This window comes from Oceanobacillus sp. FSL W7-1309 (assembly GCF_038002145.1).
In the GTDB taxonomy this organism is placed as follows: domain Bacteria; phylum Bacillota; class Bacilli; order Bacillales; family Amphibacillaceae; genus Oceanobacillus; species Oceanobacillus profundus.
Genome location: NZ_JBBOBX010000001.1, coordinates 478,935 through 504,326, shown reverse-complemented (window position 1 = coordinate 504,326; position 25,392 = coordinate 478,935). Strand labels below are relative to the sequence as shown.

Below are 25,392 nucleotides of genomic sequence, written 5' to 3'. Positions count from 1 at the left end.
ACCTTAAATATAATATACAAGGATGATAAAAATGAGTTTAAACTCAAAAATACAAGGAATTTTAGGATTAGCAGCAATTGGTGATGCAATGGGAGCAGCAACAGAAAATCTATCGTTTGATCAAATCCGTACGCAATTTGGTAAAACTATAACTAAATTTGAAAAACCGGGAGAAACAGCATTTGCACTAGGAAATGAGGCAGGACAAGTTACAGATGATTTTTCCCAAGTGTATTTTCTATGCCAAGCTATCTTGAAAAATGACGGTATTATTAATAAAGATATTGTAATTAAAGCTATTTTGGATTGGTCAAATGTTCCATGGTATTTTGATCGTTTTGCTGGTCCTACAACACGAAGTGCAGTAGCAATGTATAAAGACCCCTCGTTAAAAATGAAGCCGTTACCAGGAGCAGCAACGGTGGACTATGCCTCCAAAGCAACAAACGGTGCAGCAATGAAAATTGCGCCAGCTGGTATTTTATATCCTAACGATTTGGAAGGTGCGATTGATGCTGCAATTACAATTACACAGGTAACACACGATAACGCTTTGGCTATTTCTGGTGCTTGTGCAGTGGCTGCTGCTACAAGTGCGTCCTTAGCACCCCATGCGACAGTTGATGAGGCTTTAAGTGCAGGTTTTTATGGGGCTTTACGTGGTGAAACGAAAGCAAAATTCATTTCTCGTGAAGTAGCAGGTCCAAGTGTTGTAGAACGTATCCGATTAGCGTATGATATAGTAAACGGTGTTGGTACAAAAGAAGAAAAATTGCGTAAATTATCACAAGTGGTGGGGAGCGGCTTACATATTTCTGAAGCTGTGCCTTGTGCATTTGGAATAGTTGCTTTAAATAAAGACAATGCCTTGCAAGCAGTAATTGATGCTGTAAATATTGGGTACGATACCGACACTGTTGCAACAATTGTAGGGTCTATGGTTGGGTCGTTTGTGGATTTAACCGATCCAAGTTTTATGTCTTTATATGAGACTGTACAAGTTGCTAATGATTTTAATTTGATAGAATTAGCCAATTCATTAGCAAGTATAGTGAATACTAAGGAAGAGAAACAAAATTAAACATGGTAGAGTTGCAAATTTGTTAGTAAGTATGGTGGATGCTTATGAAAAGAAACAAAGTTAAATATTTAGCTATTTATGAAGAATTACAACAACAGATCATCAATGGGGACTACCTCGTTGGTGATCTGATGCCAGCAGAGCCTGACTTACAAAAACGATATAATGTAAGTCGAATTACTGTAAGGCATGCAGTACAATTACTGGTAGATGAAGGATACGTTGAAAGGATTCATGGTGTAGGAACGATTGTTCTTAGTCAAAAAAAATCGTTGCAATTACAAAACCTATTAAGTTTTTCGGAGGAAAATAAAGAGCATAATATACAATCAACGTTATTCTCATTCGAAGCTTCTATTCCAGCAAGTCCGCTGGTATGTTCCCAACTTGATTTGCCAAAAAATGCGATGGTTAGTTGTCATGAACGAATACGCTGGATTGATGAAATTCCGATTGGCTTTCAACGTGTATATTGTCCTTCGTCTATTCCTTTATTTGCTGAAGAGCTCAGTTCAGTGGATGCTTCCTTGTATCAGTTGTTTCGCATAAAAGGATATATGGTGAAAAAAGCTAATGAAACAATTGAATCTGTAGTTGCGAATAAGGAATTGGCTAAAATTTTGAAAGTAGCAGAAAATAGCCCCTTATTATACGTTCAACGAGTAACAAGAGATGAACAAGATCGACTAATTGAATATGCTGAGTTCTTTTATAGAGGGGATCGATACCGGTACAATGTTCAATTGGAAATTCCATGATGAGGATATAGGAAAGCATTTATCACTTGATAAACGAAAGCATTTTTTTACTGGAATCATTCCGGTATTTGAGCTATTCATTTAGAAGAAACTGTCTTATAAAACCTTGAACTATTATAGTGTAAAAAAACTAGCACTTAACTTCCAATTGACTATACCATACTAATGCCACATAAAATCAAGGTCTTCGTCTTGATTTCATGTGGCTTGTAAGTTACATTTTTCTGTTTCACACATCGTTACGGATCAATACACTCCATAATTATTTTCTCAAAATCAACATTTCGTAGCTTCTTTTTTGCCTCTTTTCCCCAGCTTTTTACTGCTTCAATAGAAACTTCCTCTTGTTCAGCAATTTCTTTTAATGACTTGTCCTCAATAATGTAATATCTTATCCATTTCCATTGTTTATCGGTTAATATTCCTTTAACTTGCTGCCAAAGATAATCATCGCTTTTGATATTTTCTTTCACAGTTAATCCTGAAAAATTAGTGTTACTCGCTTTATGATACACTTCTGCTTCAAACGTAGCTTCCTCCTCTGTGGAGGCGAGTACTTCTCTTTCAATTCTACGACTCTCTTTTCGAATTAGATCAATCAGACGATGGCGAATAATAAAGTTGAAGTATGTGGAAAGTGGGCCTTTATCTGGCTGGTAGTTTTTATATGCGCTCCACATCGAGATAATTCCTTCTTGATAAAACTCTTGGTGAGGATCTTGTATGTTTAATTTGTGAAGGTGATAATGAATCCTACGCTTATTTTGCTCAAAAATTTCTTCAAATGTAAATGTGTTTGTATTCTTTTTCATTTAATTTACACTCCTCATCATAAACGGTATTCATATCTATAATCGACCATTCATTACAATATGGGGTGCAAAAAGTGAAATTTTAGTTAATATTTTAAATAGACCTGTTACAGAACGTTTATTTTTGTTTGCGGATGAAGAGGAAGAGGGAAATGGATAAAGTAAGTTCCTTTTTGAGCAAACTCTGCGAAATTGATTTATAAAAATCCTCAATAAGCAATGAATCGATAATCTAATTACGCATTAATTCTAATAATGATGCCAAACAACCTAATTTTAGATGACATCTACACCTTAAAAGGCTTGCTGTGTTTAGTGTTTTCACACCAACAAAAAATCATCGGGCAGCAGCAGACACATATACCAAACTTTAAGACCCTTCGTATTTAGCAAATTGTTCAAATGTATTTTTATTTTCTATCAACCCACATACCCCGCATTGAATACGGTATTTTGGACCATTATACATCTGATGAAACATTTCTGTATTCTCAGATGTATAATCTTCGAGGACTTCCCCAGTTTTTGCATCGAGTTTGACAGGCGTTGCGATTTGCTCAATGATATTAAATCGAGATCTGTTTGTTTTGCAATTTGGGCAACGGTATGGCTTATTCATATTGCACCTCCATATTTCAATGATGATGGTCACTTTCTAATTTTAGAATGTGAAGAGAAAGATTCGTCTACTATTCCTTTGGGCGTGTTTATTATGGCCTATTTGCTTTTTTATTATTCAAGAAATGGTATGTTGGGAGAGTTTTGGTTTTAGCCAATGAGCTTCTAAAGGAATGTGTGGAGACTGGATTTGTCAAATTTAGCACGTTCAAAATTTCCGCAATCTCCTAGAAGGGCAGATAAAACGTTTCACAGTGGGAAGAACTCATTGCTATTGCTTGCCTCTAATAATTCCACAAATCCAGAGAGAAACACCGATAGTGGAAACACTTCTATAGAAACGACTGCTGACAGCCAGAACCGATCACAGTGTAACGTAAAGAAGAATGGATAAAGTCGGATAGGCGTTTTGAAGTATAATAATAAGTGAAAAGATCAGTAAACTATTTTCTATATTTCTAAACCATGAGTTGTATAGAGAAAGAAATGACAAAGCGAAAGATCTCGCTTTGTCAAAAACCTTTTCATTGCATCCATACGGTCTCACCAATCTATTTCGTCCCTATTAGACCATGTCTTTTGCCGTCAACTTTTAGAAGAATCCTAGAAACGTATTTTTGACAATACTGGATAATGTTCACTCGGATATTGTCCATTTTTTTGGAAATCAATAATCTTGCTGGTCTCAGTCGTTACATTTCCTTTTGATAATACTCAATCAATTCGGTTACCCATTCCGCCGCCAGTTGGATCAACAGCATGCTTTAGAGATTTGTAACCTCTTTTTTGGGACAATTGATGATGGTTCTTGCATTAATTACCATACGGTTTATAGTCCACTTCAACTTTGTCTTTTTCTTGGTAGGGGGAAAGCATAAAAGCAGCTTTAAAGTCAGTATCACCCTTATTTATTAAGTAGTGGACTTTTTTTGGCTCTACATGAATAAAGTCGCCTTTTTTGCAATGAAAGACCTCTTCATCAATATGAATTTCAAGCTCGCCTTCTAATATATAAAAGTTTTCTTCCATGATATGATGAAAATGTGCATTAAAATCTTGCCCTGGTTTTAACACTACGAGTCCGAAATTCATTCGAGGTCCTTTTTGTAAATATTTCGGTCCACTATCACCGAATCTATAATCCCTATCGTTTTCATTAATAATTGTCATTACCAAATTCCTCCTCTGTTATGACTAAACTCCAGGTGAACTCCACATGTGTTCTGTAAGCCCCTTGTCAGCCAGATTAAGCTGATGTAGATAAACACTTTCCCATTTTTCATATAACCTGCTATATATTAAATGATTTTCTTGTATTGGTTGATATTCCTTTTCAATCTTAACAACTTTAGAAATGGCATCTTGAAAACTATCGTAAACGTTAGCACCAATACCTGCACAAATTGCTGCGCCTAGGGCAGTTGATTCTTTAACAATGGGAACTTTTACAGGTTTGTTTAATACATCCGAAACGATTTGACACCATAAATCACTGTTGGAAGCGCCGCCTGCAAAGATAATTGTATCTGGATAGGTATTCGTAATGTCACTTACTAATTCAATATTACCCCTGGTAACAAAAGCAGCATTTTCCATAATGGCTCGATAAAAGGTTGCTTTATTATATTTTACGGCATCTAATTTAAAATTTATAAAGCTAGGTGCAGCATGTTTCCAAGAAATATAGTTCATTTTATTAGAGAAAGTAGCAATCATTCCATAGCTGCCAACAGGAACTTTTGCAGCTCTGTTTTCCATTTGTTCGTAAACGTTTTGATTAATTTGATCTTGCATATACTTTTCTAATTCACAAAAACTATCCCTAAACCATCTCATCACTAAACCAGGGTAAAAGGCGATGGCTTCATATTGCCATGTATTTGGTATGGCGTGACAATTAACCCTTACTCGAGCACTTTCATCTGGCTTAATGCTTGTTGTCGTATATTCATATTGCCAAAAGCTGCCTCCTAAAACAGCTGCATCACCCTCATGAATCACCCCCAGTCCAATGCATCCAAGCTGGGCATCACCACCACCAGCAACCACTTTTGTTTTCGTGCTTAATCCAGTTAATCCTGCTATTTCGTTTGTAACATTTCCAATGACTGTGCCGCTCTCATGTACAATGGGATAGATGTCATCTTTTAGATCTACTCTATTAGCTAGTGTAGAATCCCATGTACGATTTTTAATATTAAACAGACCGGTAGTACAACCATTTGATGGTTCTACGGAAATAATATTTGTTAATTTGTAAGTGATCCAATCATTAAGCATTGTTACATATCTAGTCTTCTGATAAAGGTTTGGCAGATTATTTTTTACCCAGAGAATTCTCGGGATAGCACCTAAAGAGAAGGTTTGCCCTGAGATTTGATAGATTTCTTTTTCTAATTTTGGATATGATTTATTAAGATTTATAACTTCATTATCAGACCTTGAATCTACATTCGCACATGCCCATAATTCAATGCCGTTTTCGTCGTATAGAACGATTGCTTCTCGCATACTCGTTGTGGAGATTGCAAGAATATGATTAGGATCAATTTTACTTTCTGTTACGGTCTTTTTAATTAATTTAGATATAATATTGAAATTCGTATGAACATCAAAATTCATGGAACCTGGGTATCGGGAATCTTCTTTATGCGTCCATTCGGATTGTGAAACGTATATTTCATTTCCATAAGTATCAAATAAAATGACTCGAACACTGCCTGTTCCAGCATCAATTGCCATTAAATACTTTTGCACCATAACCCATCCCTTCATTGTTTAATGATTATCCATTTCTAACGCAATAAATGAGTTGAAGCTTATTGAGGAAAATCCATTTATTCTAGTAAGCTACGGGCAACATTTTCATCCGTTATTAAGATATCGATATAACCTCCTTTTAATGCCCCAATTATCGCTTCTTTTTTCTCAACACCACATGCTACAGCGACAACATTATGCAAGGATTTCAATAATTGAATTTCTGTACTGACAAGCCTATTGTGTAAACTTAAATCTAAGACATCCCCGTTAATATCGTAAAACTGACTTAATAAATCGCCCACTGCACCGTGGGATTTCAAAATCTCCATTTCTCTTATACTGAGAAGCCCTTCCTTTACTAAAGTTGCTTGTTGATTCAATGCCCCAACACCTATTACTGTGAAATTAGAATAAGGAATCATTTCTAAGATATCTTTAATGGACTGTTCATTAACTAAATTCTCTGCAAGGGCAGCAGCTGAGACCATTAAAGGGGATGGCAGAATGTAATGATTGTAATTTGGATTGGTATAGTAATCAGAAGCTTGGTCGATAGCAGTTGGCATATAAAATTTAACCCCACCTGATAAAGATACAAAAGTTACTTTATATTTTGTAGATATTTTTAAAGTGCCAAGTGTTCTTGAAACAGTTTCACCATACCCAATATTAATCATCGTATCGCTAGTGATTCTATCTTCTATATAGTTTGCGGCTGCAATGGTGACACTATCTAAAGAATGATCATTTGCCGAAGGAACGATGTATACATCATCTAAACCGAATTCTTCGATTAATTTTGTTTGTAAATCCTTATCGGATACCTGTTCTAAATCAATTTTAAATTGAATGATGTGGTTCTTTTTTGCAATTTCCAGGTATTTAATAACTTTCATCCTTGAAAGGTTTAAAGCTGTTGCGATTTCTGTTTGAGTTAGTCCCTCGTTATAGTACTTCCAGGCTACTTTGACTGCAGTATCTTTCTCATACGACATCATCATCACTCGCTCTCTTTTCCACTGGTGTTCATTTTAATTAGGTGCAACAAATTATTTAGGCTTTAACAAATGTTATATATCTGGATAGATTCTGAAGTGAAAAAATATGGTTCATTACGTTTATAAATCTATAGTTTATTGAGGGAATTTCTACAAAAATGGTTTCATAAATTTATTTTTGACTTGATTGGGATGAAAGAAAACAATAATAATTTTATGCACGATTAATAATATGTATTAAGCAATCATATAATTACAAAAAAGAGAATACGCTTACGTAAAGTAAATTTATTGATACGAAAGTACTAAAGGGGGGAGAAATTTGGATGAGGCTAATAACCTTATTAATCTAGAGGGAATCTATAAAAGTTTTCATAAAAATAATGTGCTGAAAGGTGTTTCATTAAAACTTGCTCAACATGAAGTAATTTCAATCATTGGCGGTAATGGTGCTGGTAAAAGTACCCTAATGAAAATCCTGACTGGGGTATATCGACCAGACAGCGGAACAATGGAAATTTGCGGAGAAAGAATTGATAATTATAACCCTGCTATTGCTCATGAAAAGGGAATCTATCTTGTACCGCAGGAACCTTTGTTATTTCCAAATATGACGGTTGAGCAAAATATTACATTTGGTTTTAATAAATCGAAATATGAAATTAGAGAAGAAACGAAAAAATTATATGCAGCGTTAGGATGGGGGATCGATTTAACTCGTATAGCGTCTAGTTTAACAATAGCTGAGCAGCAACAATTAGAAATTATTAAAGGACTGCTCAGAAACGCCAAAGTGCTGATTCTAGATGAACCAACTTCTGCGTTGACCTTCTCTGAAACGAGATCATTGTTTGAAGTGATTAGAAAGTTGAAGGATTCCGCTGTAGGTATCTTCTATATCACACATCGTTTGGATGAGGTTTTTGAAATCTCTACCCATGCAGTTATTTTAAGGGATGGAAAGGTTACACTTAAAGGAAATATTAAGGACTTCACCAAAGACATGTTGATTGATGGATTATTGCCAGTTGGAAATAAATCAACGTCTCGTACTGCTTTTGAGAAAAAATATACTGGTCACCTGGATAGACCGCCAGTATTAACTGTTCAAAATATAAGTGGTGATGGATTTAAGAATATTAGCTTTGAGGTTTACCAAGGGGAAGTAGTTGGACTTGCGGGTCTTGTAGGCGCTGGCAGAACGGAGATTGCCGAAGCAATATACGGGATAACGAAATGTCAAAAAGGGAAAATTCTTTTAGGTGAAAAGGATATTACTCAGCTTGGTATAAATGAAACCGTTGCCAATGGCCTTTCCTATATTCCGGAAGATCGGTTTCTGCATGGGATTTTTCCTATTAGTTCCGTTAGAAATAATATGACAGCCCAGGTAATAAGAAGTAAAGGGGTTTTCATAAATCATAAATATGAAAAAGAAGTCACAGATAAATATATTGATAGATTACGAATTAAGATGGCAGATCATCACCAAGAAATTAAATCATTATCCGGTGGAAATCAGCAAAAAGCAGTCATTTCCAGAATACTATCGACGAATCCACATTTAATCATTATGGATGAGCCCACAAGGGGAATTGATGCTGCAGCAAGAAGTGATATTTACTCGATTATCCATAATTTAAAAGAAGCAGGCTTTTCCATTTTATTAATCTCCTCCGATTTAGAAGAGATCGAAAGAATTAGTGATCGAATTTACGGTATTTATCGGGGAACCTGTAATGCCTATCTTGGTTTTGAGGAGATTAATGCTGCCAATGTAATGAAGGTTGCATTTGGAACATATGAAGGAAGTGATTCCGATGCCGATATTTAAGACAATAATGCAGAAAAGAGAGTTTAGAACCTTATATTTTTTAGTAGCAATTTTTATCATTGCAGGACTAGTGAACTCCGATTTCTTAGCGGTTGGCAATATCCAAAACTCTTTAAAAAGCAGCTTGCTTTACATTGTGCTGGCAGTTGGTCTGACAGTCGTCCTTTTAACTGGGAATATTGATATTTCAGTTGGCGGTACGTTGGGACTTAGTGCTGCAGTGAGCGGGATCCTATTAAAAAATGGCGGGAGTATTTTTGTTTCCATAATCGTTGCAATCCTCATCGGGGCTATTATTGGATTGATTAATGGATTAGGAGTCACCAGGTTAAAGATTTCGTCCTTTATTATGACATTGGGAATGCTGGAAATTACTAGAGTGATTCAAGTTATTTATACAGATGGACAATGGGTAGAGAACTTGCCAGCAGGATTTAAACAATTGTCGCAAATGAATGTACTAGGCGTGAATTTATTATTGCTTATCGTTATAGCTGGAGTTATAGTCATGCATTTGTTTTTAACGAGGAGTAGTAAAGGAAGGTATTTTTCTGCTATCGGTGACAATGTTGACGGAGCGATTTTGTTAGGGGTTCCTGTGAAGCGTTATGTGACATACTCTTTTATATTCTCCGGTGTGTGTGCAGCTTTGGGCGGATTAATATTTGCTAGTCAAGTAGGATTTATTTCAACAACTGCCGGTTTAGGGATCGAAATGACTGTAATTGCTGCTGCCGTTCTTGGTGGTGTATCACTGAGTGGTGGAGTTGGAACGGTCCTTGGTGCAACGATTGGTGCGGTTATTATGATATCCATTAACTCGGCACTTATATATATGAAGATACCTGCTTTTTGGAATGATGCTATATCAGGATTATTGTTAATAACGATTGTTGTAATTGATGCAGTACTGTCTAGAAGAGCTGATAAACGGACGAAAAAAGAGCGATTAAGGGCAAGGGTGCTTCAGGAGGAGGTGTCAGTAAATGTCCCTGCTAAGTAAAATACCGAAATGGAATCTCGGTTTAATTATTGTTCTGCTGCTGGAAATAATGATATTTGGACTTATCAACCCAAGGTTTTGGAACATCTCCATACTGTTAAATAGTTTCAATGATTTTATTGGGATTGCTGTTATTGGTTTCTTTGTAACACTGGTCATGATTACTGGCGGAATTGATATTTCTGGAGGATCGATCATTGGCTTAACGTCCGTAGTAATTGGGATTCTCTCCCAAGTAATCGGTATAAATATGTGGATTTCGATTATTCTCGCTATTGCAGCTGCAGGGTTATGTGGATTACTGAATGGGATTCTCATCGCCTATGGACGTGTGCAGGCCATGGTGGTTACGTTGGGTGGGCTGCTATTGTATAGCGGGATAGCAATTGTTTTGGTAGGAGTTTCCGGTGTTAGCGCTTATGAAGGGATTTCTGGATTTCCCGAGAGCTTTAGTATTCTAGCTTACGGCACCGTTTTTGGAATACCGAACTCCATTATTTTGTTTATCGCTCTCTTTATTATTGCCTATGTTCTATTGCATGTTACGAAGTATGGCCGCTATCTGTTTCTAACCGGTATTAACCAGGATGCAGCAGATTACGCTGGTATTAATACGAAAAAAATAATTGCAAGTACGTATGTGTTATCTGGCATGAGTGCTGGAATAGCAGGTACCATGCTGACTTCTTATTTGGGAAGTGCCAGGGCAGATTTTGGTGCTGAATATTTAATGTCCATTTTAACAGTCGTTGTTTTAGGAGGTACCTTAATTACTGGAGGGAAGGGGGGGATTATTGGAACAGCTCTCGCTAGTATAATCGTAGGTTTTCTTCAAGTTGGGATGCAAATGGGAGGGGTTTCAACGCAATATATTGGCTTGGCAACAGGGCTGCTTCTTATCATATCCGTAGCTTTGCTAAGTATTTCATCTAGTGCAAAGGAGAACATGAAAAAATTATGGAGGCCAAAATTCACGAAGGAGGGAAATATATAATGGAAAAACGAAGGTTAACATTATCTCTGCTTGGATTATTAATGCTTTGTTTCTTTTTGGTCGCTTGTAGCTCAGATGAGGAAGGAGCAGCTGAAAATAATGGGAAGGATGAGGAGGATATCGAAGTCGTGTTTATCCCAAAAATGACTGGCAATGCCTTTTTTGAATCTGGAAATAATGGGGCTCAAAAGATGGCTGAAGCAGAGGGATTTACGGTTAAGTATGATGGTGCACCTGAAGGTACTGTAGCAAATCAGGTACAGATTATCAATAGTGCTGTTAGTAGCGGTGCTGATGCGATTGCAATATCATCTGTGTCCGCTGATGGTTTGAATCAGGCATTGCAAAAAGCGTTAGATGCAGGTATTAAAGTGGTAACCTGGGATTCTGATGTGGATCCAGAATATCGATCCTTTTATATCAATCAAGGAACACCTGAGATCCTCGGGGCCATGCTGGTGGATATGGCTGCAGAACAAATGGATGACCCAGATGGAGAAAATCAAGTTGCATGGTTTTACTCAAGTCCAACAGTACCAGACCAAAATTCCTGGGTTGATTATGCGGAAACATATATTAAAGATAAATACCCTAAATGGGAAATTGTAACGAAGCAATTCGGAGAAGGAAATGAGCAAAAATCATTGCAAATTGGTGAAAGTATCATCGATTCATATCCAGATCTTGATGCGGTTATAGCTCCGGATTCCACTGCGCTTCCTGCGATGGCTCAAGCAGCAGAAAATAAAGGTTTAACTGCTGAAGATCTTATTATTACAGGTTTTGCATCACCAAATTCAATGAGAGGGTTCATTGAAAATGGAACCATTGTAAACCATGGTCTTTGGGATGTACAGGATCAGGGAGCATTGGCTGTTTATATAGCCTATTATTTAGCACAAGGCAATACATTAAATGTTGGGGATACATTGGATGTGCCAACTATTGGTGAAATCATGGTTGAGCCGAATACAGTCCAAGGTTACGACTATGAAGCTGATGATTCAGGAATCATTGTCTTGCCTGAACGAATCGTCTTTACAAAAGATAATACAGCTGATTATGACTTTTAGTCTAAACGATATTATTTGAGGAGTGATCGATTTATGGCGGATATGGAAGGCAATAAAGATGCAAAACAATTTGCCCAAGATGTAGCTTTTGCTAATACAGGTGATTTCCATGTAAGAGGGGCTTCTAATTTAGATTGGGGAATGAAGGATCGCCTTTCAAGAATTTTTAAACCGGAAACAGGAAAAACTGTGATGCTGGCATTTGATCATGGATATTTCATGGGGCCTACTTCCGGATTAGAAAGACTAGATTTGTTAATTCCGAGATTAGCGAAGCACGCGGATTGTTTAATGGCAACAAGGGGAGCAATCAGAACGAGCGTCCCAGCGAATTATAATAAATCAATTGCATTAAGAATCTCGTCGGGATCGAGTATTTTGCAAAACGATTTAAGTCACGAAACGATGGTTGTAGATATAGAAGATGCGATCAGAATGAATGCTAGTGCAATTGCAATTCAGACTTTTATCGGTGCAGAGGGGCAAAAAGAAACGATTGAAGCATTAAATAAAGCAGTAAACTTAGGTTCTAGGTATTCGATCCCGACATTGGGTGTTGTGGCTGTTGGAAAAGAAATGGAGCGTACCAATCGTTTCTTTCTTTTAGCAACAAGAATGTTAGCAGAGTTTGGTGCGCAAATTGTAAAAACATACTACTGCGATGATTTTGAAAAAGTGGTAGCAGCCTGCCCAGTTCCATTAGTCGTTGCCGGTGGTAAAAAGGTTCCTGAAAAGGATGCGCTTACACTTGCGTATAACTCTATTCAATGTGGAGCTGCAGGGGTAGATATGGGAAGAAACATTTTTCAATCCGAGTATCCGGAAGGGATGATTCAAGCAGTTAATAAAGTTGTACATGATGGATTTACAGATAAAGAGGCTTATGCGTTTTATCTTGACTTAGCTAATGCAAACCTACAAGTTAATAAATAATTCTATAGGGGCTTCTGCTATTTTAGAGTAGAAGCCTTAAACAATGGTGCTTTTAATATAATTGGCAACATATAGTTAGAAGCAAAAAGAATTTCTTGCTGTTAATTATAACTCAGGCTGATAGCTAAGTGGTGGTGACAACTAAGCTTTCTAATAGCGAATAGTAACTAGGAGGTAATTTTAGATGGAGTTAGTATCTGTAAAAGGTATGCTGGACAAGGCTTTAAAAGAAAATTATGCAGTTGGTCATTTTGATGTTCACAATTTAGAATGGGTACAATCGGTTTTAGAAGCTGCTGAGGAGTTAAATTCACCTGTTATTCTCGGTGTCACCGAGGAAGCAATTGATTATTTTGGCGGTTTTTCAGTTGCCAAAGAACTTGTAATTTCCGTTATAAGAGAGAAAGATATCACTGTCCCTATAGCTCTTCACTTGGATCATGGCTCAAGCCTAGAAAATTGCAAATCTGCCATTCAAGCTGGATTTTCCTCCGTGATGATTGATGCTTCAAAGTTACCTTTTTATGAAAATGTCATGACTACGAAAGAGGTCGTTGACTATGCACATAAGCTAGGGGTTACAGTAGAAGCTGAGTTAGGGAGTATTGGTGGAAAAGAAGGCGAGATCGTTTCTGATGTCCCTGTGTACGCAGACATAGATGAATGCATACAGTTGGTTACACTAACCAAAATTAATAGTTTAGCTCCTGCACTCGGATCTGCTCATGGACCATATAAAGGTGAACCAAAAGTTGATTTCAAGAAAATGAAGAAGATTAGTGAGTCTATTCAAATTCCATTAGTATTACATGGCGCTTCTGGTCTTTATCCTGAACAAATACAACAGGCTATATTATCGGGAACTGCAAAAATTAATGTTAATGCGGATAATCATCTTGCTTTCACAAAGCGAGTGCGCCAGTTATTAAATGAAAATAGGGATATGTATGATGCAACTCGTTATATAAGAGAAGGGAGAATGGCGGTTAAAGAAATGGTAAAAGAAAAGATTAGATTATTTGGTTCTTCTGGTAAGGCTTAATAAAGTGAGTGTTAGCTATATTCCACCTGTATAAGTGTGTGGATTTATGATGCTTACTTAGGAAATTTATAATAATTAATGAGCAAATCATATCGAACAGTACAAACCTAGTAAATTTAGAAGAAGGCCTTTTCCAAGATCCACCAAATTCCACTGATCCGCCAACAACTCTATTTTTGCCCAATATACTAGATAATACTTCTTCAGTTACTGCATTTTACAGGGATAGAAGTGTACTGTCTTCTGTTAATAAGGTTAAAATTAAAGGAAGTTGCAGATTTCTTCACGGAATTAGAAGTGTCTTTCCAACAGAATAATAATGGGCTTTCAAAAGGAATGGATGTCATCTAAGCAGCTACGAGTAATTTCTCATCGATTCAGTTACAAGTGAAAAATGGAAAATATTTCATAGGGAAATATAGCTGCTACAGAAAAAATGGTTGCAACGAGAAAATGAACATAAGTTTATTGGTGGCTCTATTAAGAAATCAGTGAAAGAAATTGAACCATAATGAAGCTTTTAAACAAATGGTACACGGTGTAACGAAATAAAACGTGTGATAAATCCTCAGCTACTCTTATAGATTAGGCTGAGGATTTTTTAGAGCTAAATAACGTTTCGTGCAATTTAACCGGTCTCTATCAAATGGTACGATGTTCTCGCCATGGCACGTTGTGATTACCTATTATTTATCCCATGCTGCAAATAAACCATTTCTTCCGCGAGCGCTTGAATTCTTTCCGAAACACGTTCATCTATAATTTCATCACTATTTTCATTAAAAGAATTATTGTGGACAAAGACATTACCTGTTGGAACTAAACCTTTGAAGTAAGATAAGATTGATCTTAAATGGTATTCCATGACAAGAAAATGTCTGTTTGACCATCCAGTCGCAACCATGCCGGTTACTTTATGTTTAAATGCATATTCCGGTAAGTGGTCTAACAAATTTTTTAAAGCACCTGAAATAGATGCTTGATAAATCGGTGTACCAAATACGAGGAAATCGGCAGATAAAATCTTTTGAACAACATTCCAAGTATCTTCGTTATATGCTATTAATGGAGACCCATTAAATAAATCAATTTCATAGTCCCTTAAGTCGATTAATTCTGTCTGTATGTTTGAGTCAAGATGTTGAGCAGCGACTAAAACATCATTTACAACAATGGATGTCTTTTCGCCAGCTAGTGCTCCTGATACGCCGACAAGTTTCATTATGGTTACCTCATTTCAATTATTATTCTTTCAATTGGATATAGTATAGTATGAGTTTATCATTTGAGGAGGGAAGGTTCTATTCTTAGGTTTGTGTTAGAGGTGTGAATGAGTCAAAAATAGTACTATGTTTGGTAATGTATTCATTGCGATAATAAAAAAGACTACTATAAGTTGGTTACATACTTTGTACCCATAAAAAGAAAAGTGAGGTACTAACGATTCATTCTTCCTGTTTTGTATATAAAATTACCTAAAACTTATATATCATAAGTAATAAATACATTGGAGGGATGAACAGGAAAATGGAAAACCAAAATGAAGTATTGGAGAAGAAGAAAGGGAATAATGGAAATGAGGGAAAGCTAGGTAATTACTTTCAATATGTGAAGCAAGTCCTAAAGGATCCAGACCATGTTCTTTCAGATGAAACGCAAAGCAAGCAGCAATTTGGCCTTATTACATTAATAGCTTTTCTTGGTCTTATTTTACTAAGTAATATTGTTGGCATTTTTACATATCTAGATGCGTTGCGTTACCTTGGATTCAGTGACTACTTCGATTATTTTGAACGGACTATTGCTTATGCGGCAGCACTAGCATTATTGATGTTTGTTTTTAAAAATGTCGCAAATAAAAATGGAAAAACATATGATCTGAACTTTTTCTTTGAAAAGCTGGGAGCACTACTTGTCGTTCCAGCCATATTATTAATCGTATCCATTCCGTTAGAGCTAGTAGACATTACAATTTATTCATGGTTTAGTTCATTAGCGTATACATTTTTGTATTTATCCATATTTTTGATTTCTTACTTCTTTGTTGCAAAAAACAACTTGAAGACAGCGGTCTTATTTGTTGCTGGTTTTTATTTTGTTTATCGAGTTATTTTTTTGATTCTTTAAGAGTGAGGCATTTGCTAGTTTAGCTGGCGAATGTCTTTTTTGTTTTAAAGGGAGTTTTAATCTCTACTTAAGAATCTTTCATGCTACCGAAGTTTCATGCAGTACCTAACTCTGGTGCTACATTTTCCCACTTCATGTTGAAATATGACTCATCTTATATTTAACTAACCTTCGGGATAAGATGGAGCAGCCTTATGAGGCATTAAATGAGGAGTTAGGGAGGTAGATTTTAGGATGGAGAGAATCTATTGCGTTTTATGTCTAGAGTAAATATTATTAAAGGGATTGCTTTTTTTAGAGGCAATCCCTTTATGGGTTATACTTTAAACATTGCAGGCAGATATGGGGCTTTCCGTTACATTTCAGGGAAGTCGCATATAAGTCTTGAAGGAAACGGTACACATACATTACGAAAAACATTTGGGTATCATTTTTATAAGTAATTCAAAGACGTAGTTTTGCTTCAAGACTTATATAGGGGAGGGTAGTTGTTATCTTGACACTACGGTGGTGTGAGAGGGCGAGGGTTAGTCACCCCCCCTCCTCCTCGAAACTCCAAATGCCTATTCATCTTGCATGCGTTTATTCAGTTCTTTCTTAGCCTCATCCACTATATCAGGATTCATAAACAATTCCATTGCGGTTCTTGCCATAGCCTTACTGCTAACTTGTATACACCTTTTTCCAGAGGAAGAGTTGGCGAGATCTCTAAATTGTTCGGTGTGATTTGAAATTTTATAATCAGGGAAAATAGTGACATAAGGATTGCAAATTGGAATTACTCTTGACACATTGCCTAAATCTTCTCCACCATAGTCATAAGGCATACCATCCATAACTGGTTCTTCTATAGATATTAGTTCATTTCGGCAAACTTCAGATAATGTTTTATTAGGAACTCTTCCTAAATAACCAGGAATAAATTCAATATTAACCTCACAACCAGTAGCAATAGCTGCGCCTTCAGCACATTTTCTCACACGTTCAGTATAATCATCTAGATCACTTAATTTGAAACAGCTGAGTGATCCTTCTATTGAAGCAATATCCGGTATTAAACCTGTACTTTCTCCACCAGACTCTATAATCCCTGATAGGCGAAAATCTGATTTTGTATGCTGTCGTAATAAACCCGTTGCTACAAAATATAAATTTGCGGCATTCAAGGCATTGACACCTTTACTAGGATGTGATGCGGCATGTGCAGATTTCCCTTTGAATTTTATTTTTATTCTCTTAGAAGACATACATTCACCCGCAAGTCGTGTTGTATCACTAGTTGGATGCATAAATAAAATAGCATCAATACCATCCCAGGCATTTTTTTCGAGTAATTTTATTTTGCCCCCTCCAAACTCTTCGGCAGGTGTGCCCATTACACTTAATGTCCCGGGTACTTTTTGTTCTTCCATATACTTTTTTATTTGAACAGCTGTACCTAAAGCAGTGGCGCAAATTAAATTATGTCCGCAAGCATGACCAATTTGAGGCAAAGCATCATATTCAGATACCACAGCTATAGTTAGCTCCCCCGGTTCATATTGATATACTGCTTTATAAGCAGTTGAGAGCCCACCTAAGTTATCTTCTACCACAAAACCATTTTTTCTTAGAAAATCACATTGAATTCGATAAGCTTTTTCCTCTTTGAACCCAAGTTCGGGATTGGAATGAACATATTGTGCGATTTTCCAAAGTTCATCAAGTCTCGAATCCAAATAATCATCGTATCGTAGTTTCATAGCTTCTTTTTCCATATAATAATCCTCTCACTTATTTATTGATGTTTAACTGCCTTGTAATATTCCAAAGAACCCAGTAATCAATGAAATAACAATTAGCCACATGATAAGCCTGTTATAATACTGTCCTCTCAATTTAAAATAAAAATATATGCCAAAGACAGCTGCAAGAGGTAATATACCTACTAAAATTTGATCTAATATATCTTGAATAACAATTGGCTCAGCATTTTTAAAAGAGAATTCTAAAGGAGTGGAAACTTTTATATAAGTTGATGAAAGTGCTCCCATCATAAACAATCCTAAAATACTAGCACTGTTAATAAGATTGTTGATTAATCCGGATTTCATTAACTTTGTAACAGACTCTTTTCCTAATAAATATCCGGATTTCATCATACCGTATCCTATTAGGATAACTGCTAAGGGGAATAAAAACGGCACAATACCTCCGATAAACAGTCCACTTAATGCTAAAGAAGAAGCTAGAGCTAGAATAATAGGCTTTAAGGTTCCCCAAATTAATGTATCTCCAATACCAGCAATTGGTCCCATTAAACCTGTTTTAAATCCTGTAATAACTTCTTCAGAAAGCGAATCTGAAGAATCTTTGCTTTTTGCCTTTTCTTCCTCCATTGATAAAACGACACCATGTATAACGGCACCAAAAGTTCCTTCAGAATTATAAAACTGCAAATGTCGTATTAAAGCTTCTCTATATCCTTGATCATCATCTTTATATAACTTTTTTAAGCTCCCAGATAGAGCATTGCAAAATGCCAATGCTTGTAAACGCTCATAAGAATTACTAACTTCTACTGCTAAATACCATCTTGCATAGGTTTTCATTAAATCTCTATTAGTTAATTCGCGTTGCTTTTGTATTTCATCTAAATTAGAGGACATTATTAATTAACCTCCTTCTGATTCTGTTTAATTGAATTAAACATGGTGAGAGCTGCGACACAGAAACCAAATGCTGCTGCTGCCATAACGTCAACTTTTAGATAAGCGACTAAAAAGAATCCAATAAAGAAATAAGGCATTATCTCTCTTTTTCCTATAACCATTATAATAATGGCAAATCCTAGAGCTGGAAGTATACCACCTGCAACGCTAAAACCATCTATTATTCCTTGGGGTAAAATGTCCATTATACTTGTAACAGCATTAGCACCAAATAAGGTAATAACAAAAACAGGAGTAAACGTTAATAGAAATATAGTTATGGTTGGATACGTAATTGCGCAATGGAAAATTCTCCTTGTATCCATAACTTGTGCATACTTCTCCGCTTTTGATACCCAGTAAGAATTTGAAATTCTTCTTAGTTGGTCAATAAATATTCCTAGAATACCAAAAGGAACCGCAAGTCCGACAGCAACTTCTACATTCATACCGGTCTGTAAAGCAATCGGGATAGCGATTATTCCTGCGAGTGATTGATCGGCAGGCATATTGCCTCCTGTAAAAATAATACCAATATAAATTAGCTGTATTGTAGCACCAATAATTAGACCTTTTTCAAGTTCTCCATAGACCAACCCTAGAATTAAACCATAAAAAATAGGTGAACCTGTTGCTTGTGATAAACCATAACCAAGACGACTAGTACCTATGAAATATAAAATGCCGCATAATGCCGCTACTAATAAATTCATTGGTGGTGCACCTCTTCCCTAATTTTTATTTTTTAGAGAATCCAATTTTTCTAAAGCCTTTTTTAATTCCATTTTTGGTTCATCTGGTACTTGATGCAAATATACATGGCAATTATTTTCTTGATCTAATTCTTTTAACAAATTAGCGTCTTCTTCGTTTAATGTAATTGGACCAAATATAGCCTTTCTTCCTGGACCAGCCCCTAAACCACCAATTTGTAAATCCTTAATTGGAACTCCTCCCTTTATAGTTTTAAAGGCTGTTTCAACATCTTTAAACAAAATGAATAATTTCCCATGTCCCATCTCGTTTTCTACCCAATTGTTTATTGCAGATTCAACCGAATAAACATTCACCTCTATATTTGATGGGGCTGCCATTACATATATGCTTCTCATAAATTCATCTTTAGCTAAATTATCATCTATAATCACAATACGATTTGCAAAAGTTTGGCGCACCCATTTAGTAATTACTTGACCGTGTATTAAACGAAAGTCTACTCTTACCAATTCTATTTGAGCCATTAAAATCTCCTCCTAGATAGTTTTTTGCTATTTTGGTAAAACATATATAAATTATATTTATACTTGATCTGGGTCAGGTGCTGGTACTTTCAAATGTTGGCAGTTCATAATTGCAGCCTCATTAATTTCTTTTATACTTTCATCTGTGAAAGGTCGATTTTGTCTTATAATGGCTTCAATCAACATAATTGCACTTAATCCGGATAATATATGAATTTTATATTTCTGACTTAACTTTAATGCAGCATTTGACGTTGTACCGCCAGCGATATCAGTGATAATTAAAGAATTAGCTGGCATTTTTTTAATCTTTTGCTCTACCTTTTGCAAGAAGTCCTCTGGTGTATCAGAAGGATTTAGAGCTATTTCACTTACTCCTTTTATTTGACCAATTATCATAGTCAATTTATCTATAAGTGTTTCTCCCCACCCCCCGTGAGTTAATAATAAAATTTCACTTTGATAAGAGTCGTTTGCCAAAATTACTCCTCCTTTTTAAGGTTTCTAGAGTTAATATTTATAGTTGAGTTCCGTAAGCAAAAGTTTACTTTGTAAACGTTTACAATAATAATCTTTTAAGAACAATTAATTTTGTTAGTAACTTGGAAGGCACTTAAAACTGCTTAATCCAATATATAGAATATTTTTTCTTTTATTCGCATTTTTGTAAAAAATTTTTCGATGATTTTTCTTAAAGAGAGGAATATCATGATTGGTAAACTACATATAATCCTGTTTATAAGGTGTAAAAATTTGGATTGTACTTTTATAACCGTTTTTAATTCTTTGATAGATGATTGTAAAGAAAAGGCTTAAGAGGTGTACTTTTGAAATCTTTTATATTAAATGTTTCAGTTAAAAATTATATTTTTAGGAGGTAATGTACGTTGAATAATACCCAACACTGTTTAGTAAGTATTCGTAACAATTATGGTCACTTTAGTGATAAAGAACGCTTAATTGCTGATTTTATATTAAAATATCCTGATAAAGTTATTCATTATACAATAAACCAAATCTCAGAGAAACTAAGTATAGCTGACTCCACAGTTTTTCGATTTTGTAAACGAATTGGTTTTAAAGGTTTTCAATCTATGAAAATTGCCCTTGCAGCAGAGGTTGTTGCCCCTATAGATAATATCAACGAAAAAATAGAAGAGAAGGATAGTATTGGAGTAATTTCTGAAAAAATTTTTCGTTCCAATATTAAAACAATCGAAGACACACTTCAAATCCAGGATGAAAATCTTATTATAAAAGCAGTCAATGCTATAATGAAAGCAGATAGAGTACATTTTTTTGGATCTGGAGGATCAGCCATTGTAGCCCTAGATGCGTATCACAAGTTTATAAGAAGTGGAATTAATGCCAATGCTGATTTGGATTCCCATCTTCAGATTATGTCTGCATCTCAGATGAAAGATAAAGATCTTGCTGTGCTTATATCACTTAGTGGTTCAACAAAAGACTTATTAGACATTTCACAGGTGTTAAAAAACAACAAAGTTCCTATTTTAGCGATTACCAATTTTGCAAAATCATATTTAACGGAGAGAGCAGATATTGCTCTATATACGGTTGCTGATGAAACGGACTTTCGATTAGAAGTACTATCTTCTAGAATTGCTCAATTATCTATAATTGATGCGCTTTATACAAATGTTATGATTTTGAGAAAAGAATTGGGGCGATGTGCATTACAAAAAATGAGGGAAAGTGTGAGCTTAAAACATTTATAATAACCCTTAATCTAGTGCAATTGACTAATTTAAGTAAGAAAACATCCTGAAGAAATTTACTTGAAAAAATTGATTGGAGATAAGTTCCTTTGTTACCTAAAGCACTGAGAAAATCAATGAGTATTGGAGGACCACATTTTGTTCCCATAGACCTCCAATACCTGTTTATAATTATCAAAAAACCTCGCCCAAAAACGGACGAGGTTTTCCCTAACAGAACAAATCATTCTTCTTCGGGTTATTAAGACCAAACAACGGCCTAATAAACAAAGCAACTCCTGTGCCAAGCATTGCCATAACCATCCATACCCAACCGTGTAAACTAAATGATGCAATACCGCCAAAATAAGCACCAATATTACAACCAAAGGCAAGACGTGCGCCATATCCCATTAATAATCCGCCAACAATAGAGGCGCTGGCTGGGCCGACTTTTAGTTTTTTAGGTTTGAAGTTACCTTGCGCAGTCGCAGCAATGAATGCTCCTAAGATAACGCCAAAGTTCATCACACTTGTGGAGTCAGCTAGAACGGTTTGGCTTAATGCCATGCCGTTTGCCCCTTGGAAATATCCCCATGAAGCAACATCGACACCGACAGAATCAAGCGTTTTTCCTCCCCATAAAGCAAAGGCGGATGTTATTCCCCATGGCTGACCACGGACTGCTAGTGTCAGAGCGTTTAAGATTGCTAGAATTATTCCAGCAACAAATAACGGCCATGCTCCTCTAAAGATTTTTTTCCATCCGCTTGTTGTCACGAGTGGCTTCATTCTTGGAGGATTCTTTCTCTTTGCGAATTGAGCGAGAATAAAGTAAATCACAACAAACATAATTATTTGTACGATCCAAGCCCCACCATACCCCAGGCTTGTTGATGTAGCAAGGGAGAATGGTTCAAGTGACGGTGTGCTCATCCAGAATGGGAAATGAAGTGCGCCAACTGTTGATCCGATGATAAATGCTATCAGCGTAAGGATCATCGAACTGGAACCACCACCGAGGTTATAAAGTGTTCCAGAGGCACAGCCGTTTCCGAGCTGCATGCCAATACCAAATAGAAACGATCCAAAAATGACGCTCATTCCTACAGGAGAAACATATCCTGCGGGATCGGCACCAGTAAATGAAAAACCAGTACTAAGAATGACGGCAAACAATGTTGTTGCAACCATGAGCATCAGCATATGCGCCTGGAGTCCCTGTGTATTTCCAACGGACATAAGCCGTCTGAAAGCTGATGTAAAGCCAAAACGAGCTTGTAGTAGTGTAACACCTAATGCAATACCTATTAAATAAAGCACTCCTTGCACCATATCAGTCGTGCTAACGATCGCAATAAATAAGATAACGGAAGCAATAACTCCGAGTGTTAAAAATGGTTTTTGGACAGGCTGTAGTTCTTTAATAACGGTTGTGGGATGTTTAATCCATGTCTTTGATGATTCAGCCACCTGCTGTTCCAAGAAAAAACCTCCTTATTCCTATTAAGTTAATAGGGTTTATGTGTATAAAGTTTATAAGAAATAATGGTGTTTGTAAAGATATTATTGTTGGATAAGAGTTAAAATTATATTTAGACGGGGGTAGCGTTCCTGTAATAGCGATGCTTCATTTATATACATAAAGAAGCAGAAGAGTACAGAGTACAATCTAGCCTAGTCTAACTAATCAGACTATGTGGTATTCTATTGTATTTTGTAATTGAATTAATTCATGTATAATCGCTGCTTCATAATTTTTCTTTTATTTGATAATATATAGGATGTTACTCCCTTAATACACGAAAAGCAGTTTATTATTTCAGTGAGGGACCATTGTCTCTACTTGAAATTTTTATTCGCAAATTTGAAAATGTTATTCGTATAAATAGCAAAGGAAGATTTCTATGCAAAAAACCCTTTCCTGGGCAGCTGTTATCCTCTGGATGGGGTTAATTTTTCATTTATCACATCAAGCTGCTGCAGCGTCTAGTGAACTTAGTACAGGAGTTACAGAAATAGTGTTAGCCTTTATAGAAAAAGTTGTTCCAAATGAGGATTTAGATGTTAGCAGCATCCACCATATCATCAGAAAGAACGCTCACTTCTTCATTTATTTTTTCCTCGGAATGCTAGTGCTTCATGCATTAAATATGAGTAAAGGAACTGGATGCAAAACAATCGGGTTAGCGTTACTCATCTGTGTGCTATACGCGATTTCAGATGAAGTGCATCAGCTATTTGTTCCAGGTAGGGGAGCCCAGGTGAAGGATGTTTTAATAGATAGCGCAGGAGCTAGTGTGGGGATAGTTGGCTATCTGTTGTTAAGTCGATTGATAAATATTGTCCGCAAGACGTGATTGATTTGGCGGGTGACAATGTGTTTTGTAAATGTAAGGAATGTTGCAAGAGTTAGATATAAACGTAATTAATTCGAATGCTGAAAGAGGGAAACAGGTAATGACTAGAAAATCAAATCAGAAAAAATCTAGAAAACTATGGTTGAAAATTCCATTGATACTTATCGGGGTGATTGTCCTTGGAGTGGGAGCATATGCCATTTCCATTTACAATAACGTTGCCAAAACTGTAAACGAAAAAATGCATGAGCCCGTAGATTCGATTGATCGGGAAACAACGAAAAAGAAAATGAAAGCAACCGAAAAGCTTACTATATTATTATTGGGAATTGATTCACAAGAAGGAACGAGCGGTCGATCTGACGCATTAATGGTTCTATCACTTGATCCAACAGACGATTCCATGCAGCTAATTAGTATCCCGCGGGATACGAGAACAACAATCGTCGGAAAAGGAACCGAGGATAAGATTAATCACGCGCATGCATTTGGCGGTACAGATATGTCTATAGCGACTGTTGAGAATCTATTGGATATCGAGCTTGATTATTATGTACGTATGAATATGGATGGACTGTCCGAATTAGTAGACGAGCTTGGGACGATTACAGTAGATAATGAGATTGCTTGGAATGATGGTACAAATAATTTTAATGTTGGCCCAGTCGAACTAGACGGCGACCAAACAATGGCTTTCGTCCGAATGCGGAAGCAAGATCCAAACGGAGACTTTGGACGAACATCCAGACAACGGCAAGTAATCGAAGGCATTATTAACAAAGGTGCTTCTGTAGGTTCCGTTACAAAAATCAACAGCACAATTGATATTCTAGGGAATAATATGGCAACAAATCTGGATTTTGACGATATGAAAAAGCTCTTATCTGGCTATAAAGATACAAGAAATAATGTTGTTAGTTATCAATTGCAAGGGGACGGAACGACGATTGACGGGATTTATTATTTGATTGTAACAGGTGAGGAGATTGCGAAGGTGCGAGGGATGCTTGAAGGAGAGGTTTAGGAAATGTGAGTCTGGCATTTGATTTTTGTATGAAATGGCATTCGATATTATCCGGATGAAAGTATATATATTCAATCTAATGGAACTTGACATGGAGCCTCTGTGGTAGAGGTCAAAGGCTATATCTTGCTTAGTAAATAAGCCTACCAATACCACTTCTCCATGTAGTGTTGTGTTTATACTGAATTCATTGCAAACTCGTGAATGTCAAGAGATACATTTATTAATCCTAACCAAAAGTTTTTCGTACACTTTTTTGATTAACTCTAGACGAATTATCGAGCTTATCTGTTTTATTGTCCGGAGAGTGGATAATGGGTACC

General features: G+C 36.2%; 25 protein-coding genes. 13 read left to right on the top strand and 12 right to left on the bottom strand.

Annotation, left to right across the window (positions count from 1 at the left end; genetic code table 11):
• Positions 1-31: 31 nt before the first annotated feature.
• Together NST46_RS02325 and NST46_RS02320 are read left to right on the top strand one after the other, a co-directional pair.
• Complete coding sequence (locus NST46_RS02325; RefSeq protein ID WP_095313812.1) at positions 32-1,081, top strand: ADP-ribosylglycohydrolase family protein; 1,050 nt, start codon at positions 32-34, stop codon at positions 1,079-1,081.
• Positions 1,082-1,125: 44 nt separating this feature from the next.
• Positions 1,126-1,839: a GntR family transcriptional regulator gene (locus NST46_RS02320; protein ID WP_341136696.1), complete on the top strand. Its 714-nt coding sequence runs from the start codon at positions 1,126-1,128 to the stop codon at positions 1,837-1,839.
• 239 nt (positions 1,840-2,078) lie between these two features.
• On the opposite strand, the gene NST46_RS02315 is transcribed toward NST46_RS02320, so the two are convergent.
• From NST46_RS02315 to NST46_RS02295, 5 genes are all read right to left on the bottom strand, one after another.
• Positions 2,079-2,651, bottom strand: a complete 573-nt coding sequence (locus NST46_RS02315; RefSeq protein ID WP_341136695.1) for a sigma-70 family RNA polymerase sigma factor — start codon at positions 2,649-2,651, stop codon at positions 2,079-2,081.
• Positions 2,652-3,021: 370 nt separating this feature from the next.
• Positions 3,022-3,270 carry a DNA alkylation repair protein gene (locus NST46_RS02310; RefSeq protein WP_095313818.1) on the bottom strand — a complete coding sequence of 83 codons (249 nt, stop codon included), beginning with the start codon at positions 3,268-3,270 and terminating at the stop codon, positions 3,022-3,024.
• Positions 3,271-4,082: 812 nt separating this feature from the next.
• Positions 4,083-4,439, bottom strand: a complete 357-nt coding sequence (locus tag NST46_RS02305) for a cupin domain-containing protein (protein WP_095313819.1) — start codon at positions 4,437-4,439, stop codon at positions 4,083-4,085.
• A gap of 24 nt (positions 4,440-4,463) precedes the next feature.
• The gene (gene lsrK / locus NST46_RS02300; RefSeq protein ID WP_341136694.1) at positions 4,464-6,044 is read right to left on the bottom strand and encodes an autoinducer-2 kinase; all 1,581 of its coding nucleotides are present in this window, start codon (positions 6,042-6,044) and stop codon (positions 4,464-4,466) included.
• 62 nt (positions 6,045-6,106) lie between these two features.
• Positions 6,107-7,033 (bottom strand): sugar-binding transcriptional regulator, encoded by a 927-nt coding sequence (locus NST46_RS02295; RefSeq protein ID WP_341136693.1) that lies wholly within the window; start codon positions 7,031-7,033, stop codon positions 6,107-6,109.
• A gap of 319 nt (positions 7,034-7,352) precedes the next feature.
• Here NST46_RS02295 and NST46_RS02290 point away from each other — a divergent pair, with 319 nt between their 5' ends.
• From NST46_RS02290 to fba, 6 genes are all read left to right on the top strand, one after another.
• A complete protein-coding gene (locus tag NST46_RS02290) occupies positions 7,353-8,864 on the top strand; it encodes a sugar ABC transporter ATP-binding protein (RefSeq protein WP_251661158.1) in 1,512 nt (503 codons plus the stop codon).
• Positions 8,833-9,867, top strand: coding sequence for an ABC transporter permease (locus NST46_RS02285; protein WP_341136692.1), 1,035 nt, complete (start codon positions 8,833-8,835; stop codon positions 9,865-9,867). Before NST46_RS02290 ends, NST46_RS02285 begins: the two co-directional genes overlap by 32 nt.
• Positions 9,851-10,861 (top strand): ABC transporter permease, encoded by a 1,011-nt coding sequence (locus tag NST46_RS02280; protein ID WP_251661161.1) that lies wholly within the window; start codon positions 9,851-9,853, stop codon positions 10,859-10,861. The genes NST46_RS02285 and NST46_RS02280 overlap by 17 nt, the downstream gene beginning before the upstream one ends.
• The gene (gene lsrB, locus NST46_RS02275) at positions 10,861-11,934 is read left to right on the top strand and encodes an autoinducer 2 ABC transporter substrate-binding protein LsrB (protein WP_341136691.1); all 1,074 of its coding nucleotides are present in this window, start codon (positions 10,861-10,863) and stop codon (positions 11,932-11,934) included. Before NST46_RS02280 ends, lsrB begins: the two co-directional genes overlap by 1 nt.
• 33 nt (positions 11,935-11,967) lie before the next feature.
• A complete protein-coding gene (gene lsrF, locus NST46_RS02270) occupies positions 11,968-12,867 on the top strand; it encodes a 3-hydroxy-5-phosphonooxypentane-2,4-dione thiolase (RefSeq protein WP_341136690.1) in 900 nt (299 codons plus the stop codon).
• A 184-nt stretch (positions 12,868-13,051) separates the two neighbouring features.
• On the top strand, positions 13,052-13,909 hold the full coding sequence (fba, locus tag NST46_RS02265) for a class II fructose-1,6-bisphosphate aldolase (protein WP_341136689.1): 858 nt from the start codon (positions 13,052-13,054) through the stop codon (positions 13,907-13,909).
• Between the two features lie 679 nt (positions 13,910-14,588).
• Here fba and NST46_RS02260 read toward each other — a convergent pair.
• Positions 14,589-15,131, bottom strand: a complete 543-nt coding sequence (locus NST46_RS02260; protein ID WP_341136688.1) for an NADPH-dependent FMN reductase — start codon at positions 15,129-15,131, stop codon at positions 14,589-14,591.
• A 305-nt stretch (positions 15,132-15,436) separates the two neighbouring features.
• Here NST46_RS02260 and NST46_RS02255 point away from each other — a divergent pair, with 305 nt between their 5' ends.
• Positions 15,437-16,036 carry a hypothetical protein gene (locus NST46_RS02255; protein ID WP_341136687.1) on the top strand — a complete coding sequence of 200 codons (600 nt, stop codon included), beginning with the start codon at positions 15,437-15,439 and terminating at the stop codon, positions 16,034-16,036.
• A gap of 257 nt (positions 16,037-16,293) precedes the next feature.
• Positions 16,294-16,479, top strand: a complete 186-nt coding sequence (locus NST46_RS02250) for a hypothetical protein (protein WP_341136686.1) — start codon at positions 16,294-16,296, stop codon at positions 16,477-16,479.
• Positions 16,480-16,599: 120 nt separating this feature from the next.
• Here the strand turns inward: NST46_RS02250 and NST46_RS02245 are convergent, their stop codons facing one another.
• The 5 genes from NST46_RS02245 to NST46_RS02225 are packed head-to-tail and all read right to left on the bottom strand — an operon-like array spanning position 16,600 to position 20,447.
• On the bottom strand, positions 16,600-17,793 hold the full coding sequence (locus NST46_RS02245) for a M20 family metallopeptidase (protein ID WP_341136685.1): 1,194 nt from the start codon (positions 17,791-17,793) through the stop codon (positions 16,600-16,602).
• A 30-nt stretch (positions 17,794-17,823) separates the two neighbouring features.
• Positions 17,824-18,684 (bottom strand): PTS system mannose/fructose/sorbose family transporter subunit IID, encoded by an 861-nt coding sequence (locus NST46_RS02240; RefSeq protein WP_095313835.1) that lies wholly within the window; start codon positions 18,682-18,684, stop codon positions 17,824-17,826.
• A gap of 2 nt (positions 18,685-18,686) precedes the next feature.
• A complete protein-coding gene (locus NST46_RS02235) occupies positions 18,687-19,439 on the bottom strand; it encodes a PTS mannose/fructose/sorbose/N-acetylgalactosamine transporter subunit IIC (RefSeq protein WP_251661173.1) in 753 nt (250 codons plus the stop codon).
• An 18-nt stretch (positions 19,440-19,457) separates the two neighbouring features.
• A complete protein-coding gene (locus NST46_RS02230) occupies positions 19,458-19,967 on the bottom strand; it encodes a PTS system mannose/fructose/N-acetylgalactosamine-transporter subunit IIB (protein ID WP_251661175.1) in 510 nt (169 codons plus the stop codon).
• A gap of 57 nt (positions 19,968-20,024) precedes the next feature.
• Positions 20,025-20,447, bottom strand: coding sequence for a PTS sugar transporter subunit IIA (locus NST46_RS02225; protein WP_341136684.1), 423 nt, complete (start codon positions 20,445-20,447; stop codon positions 20,025-20,027).
• A 407-nt stretch (positions 20,448-20,854) separates the two neighbouring features.
• On the opposite strand from NST46_RS02225, the gene NST46_RS02220 reads away from it, so the two are divergent.
• Positions 20,855-21,706, top strand: a complete 852-nt coding sequence (locus tag NST46_RS02220) for a MurR/RpiR family transcriptional regulator (RefSeq protein ID WP_341136683.1) — start codon at positions 20,855-20,857, stop codon at positions 21,704-21,706.
• Between the two features lie 210 nt (positions 21,707-21,916).
• Here the strand turns inward: NST46_RS02220 and NST46_RS02215 are convergent, their stop codons facing one another.
• The gene (locus tag NST46_RS02215; protein WP_341136682.1) at positions 21,917-23,170 is read right to left on the bottom strand and encodes a YeeE/YedE family protein; all 1,254 of its coding nucleotides are present in this window, start codon (positions 23,168-23,170) and stop codon (positions 21,917-21,919) included.
• A 422-nt stretch (positions 23,171-23,592) separates the two neighbouring features.
• Here NST46_RS02215 and NST46_RS02210 point away from each other — a divergent pair, with 422 nt between their 5' ends.
• Both NST46_RS02210 and NST46_RS02205 read left to right on the top strand, forming a co-directional pair.
• Positions 23,593-24,045 (top strand): VanZ family protein, encoded by a 453-nt coding sequence (locus NST46_RS02210; RefSeq protein WP_251661183.1) that lies wholly within the window; start codon positions 23,593-23,595, stop codon positions 24,043-24,045.
• A gap of 100 nt (positions 24,046-24,145) precedes the next feature.
• On the top strand, positions 24,146-25,069 hold the full coding sequence (locus NST46_RS02205) for an LCP family glycopolymer transferase (protein ID WP_303448934.1): 924 nt from the start codon (positions 24,146-24,148) through the stop codon (positions 25,067-25,069).
• The last annotated feature ends 323 nt before the right edge of the window (positions 25,070-25,392 follow it).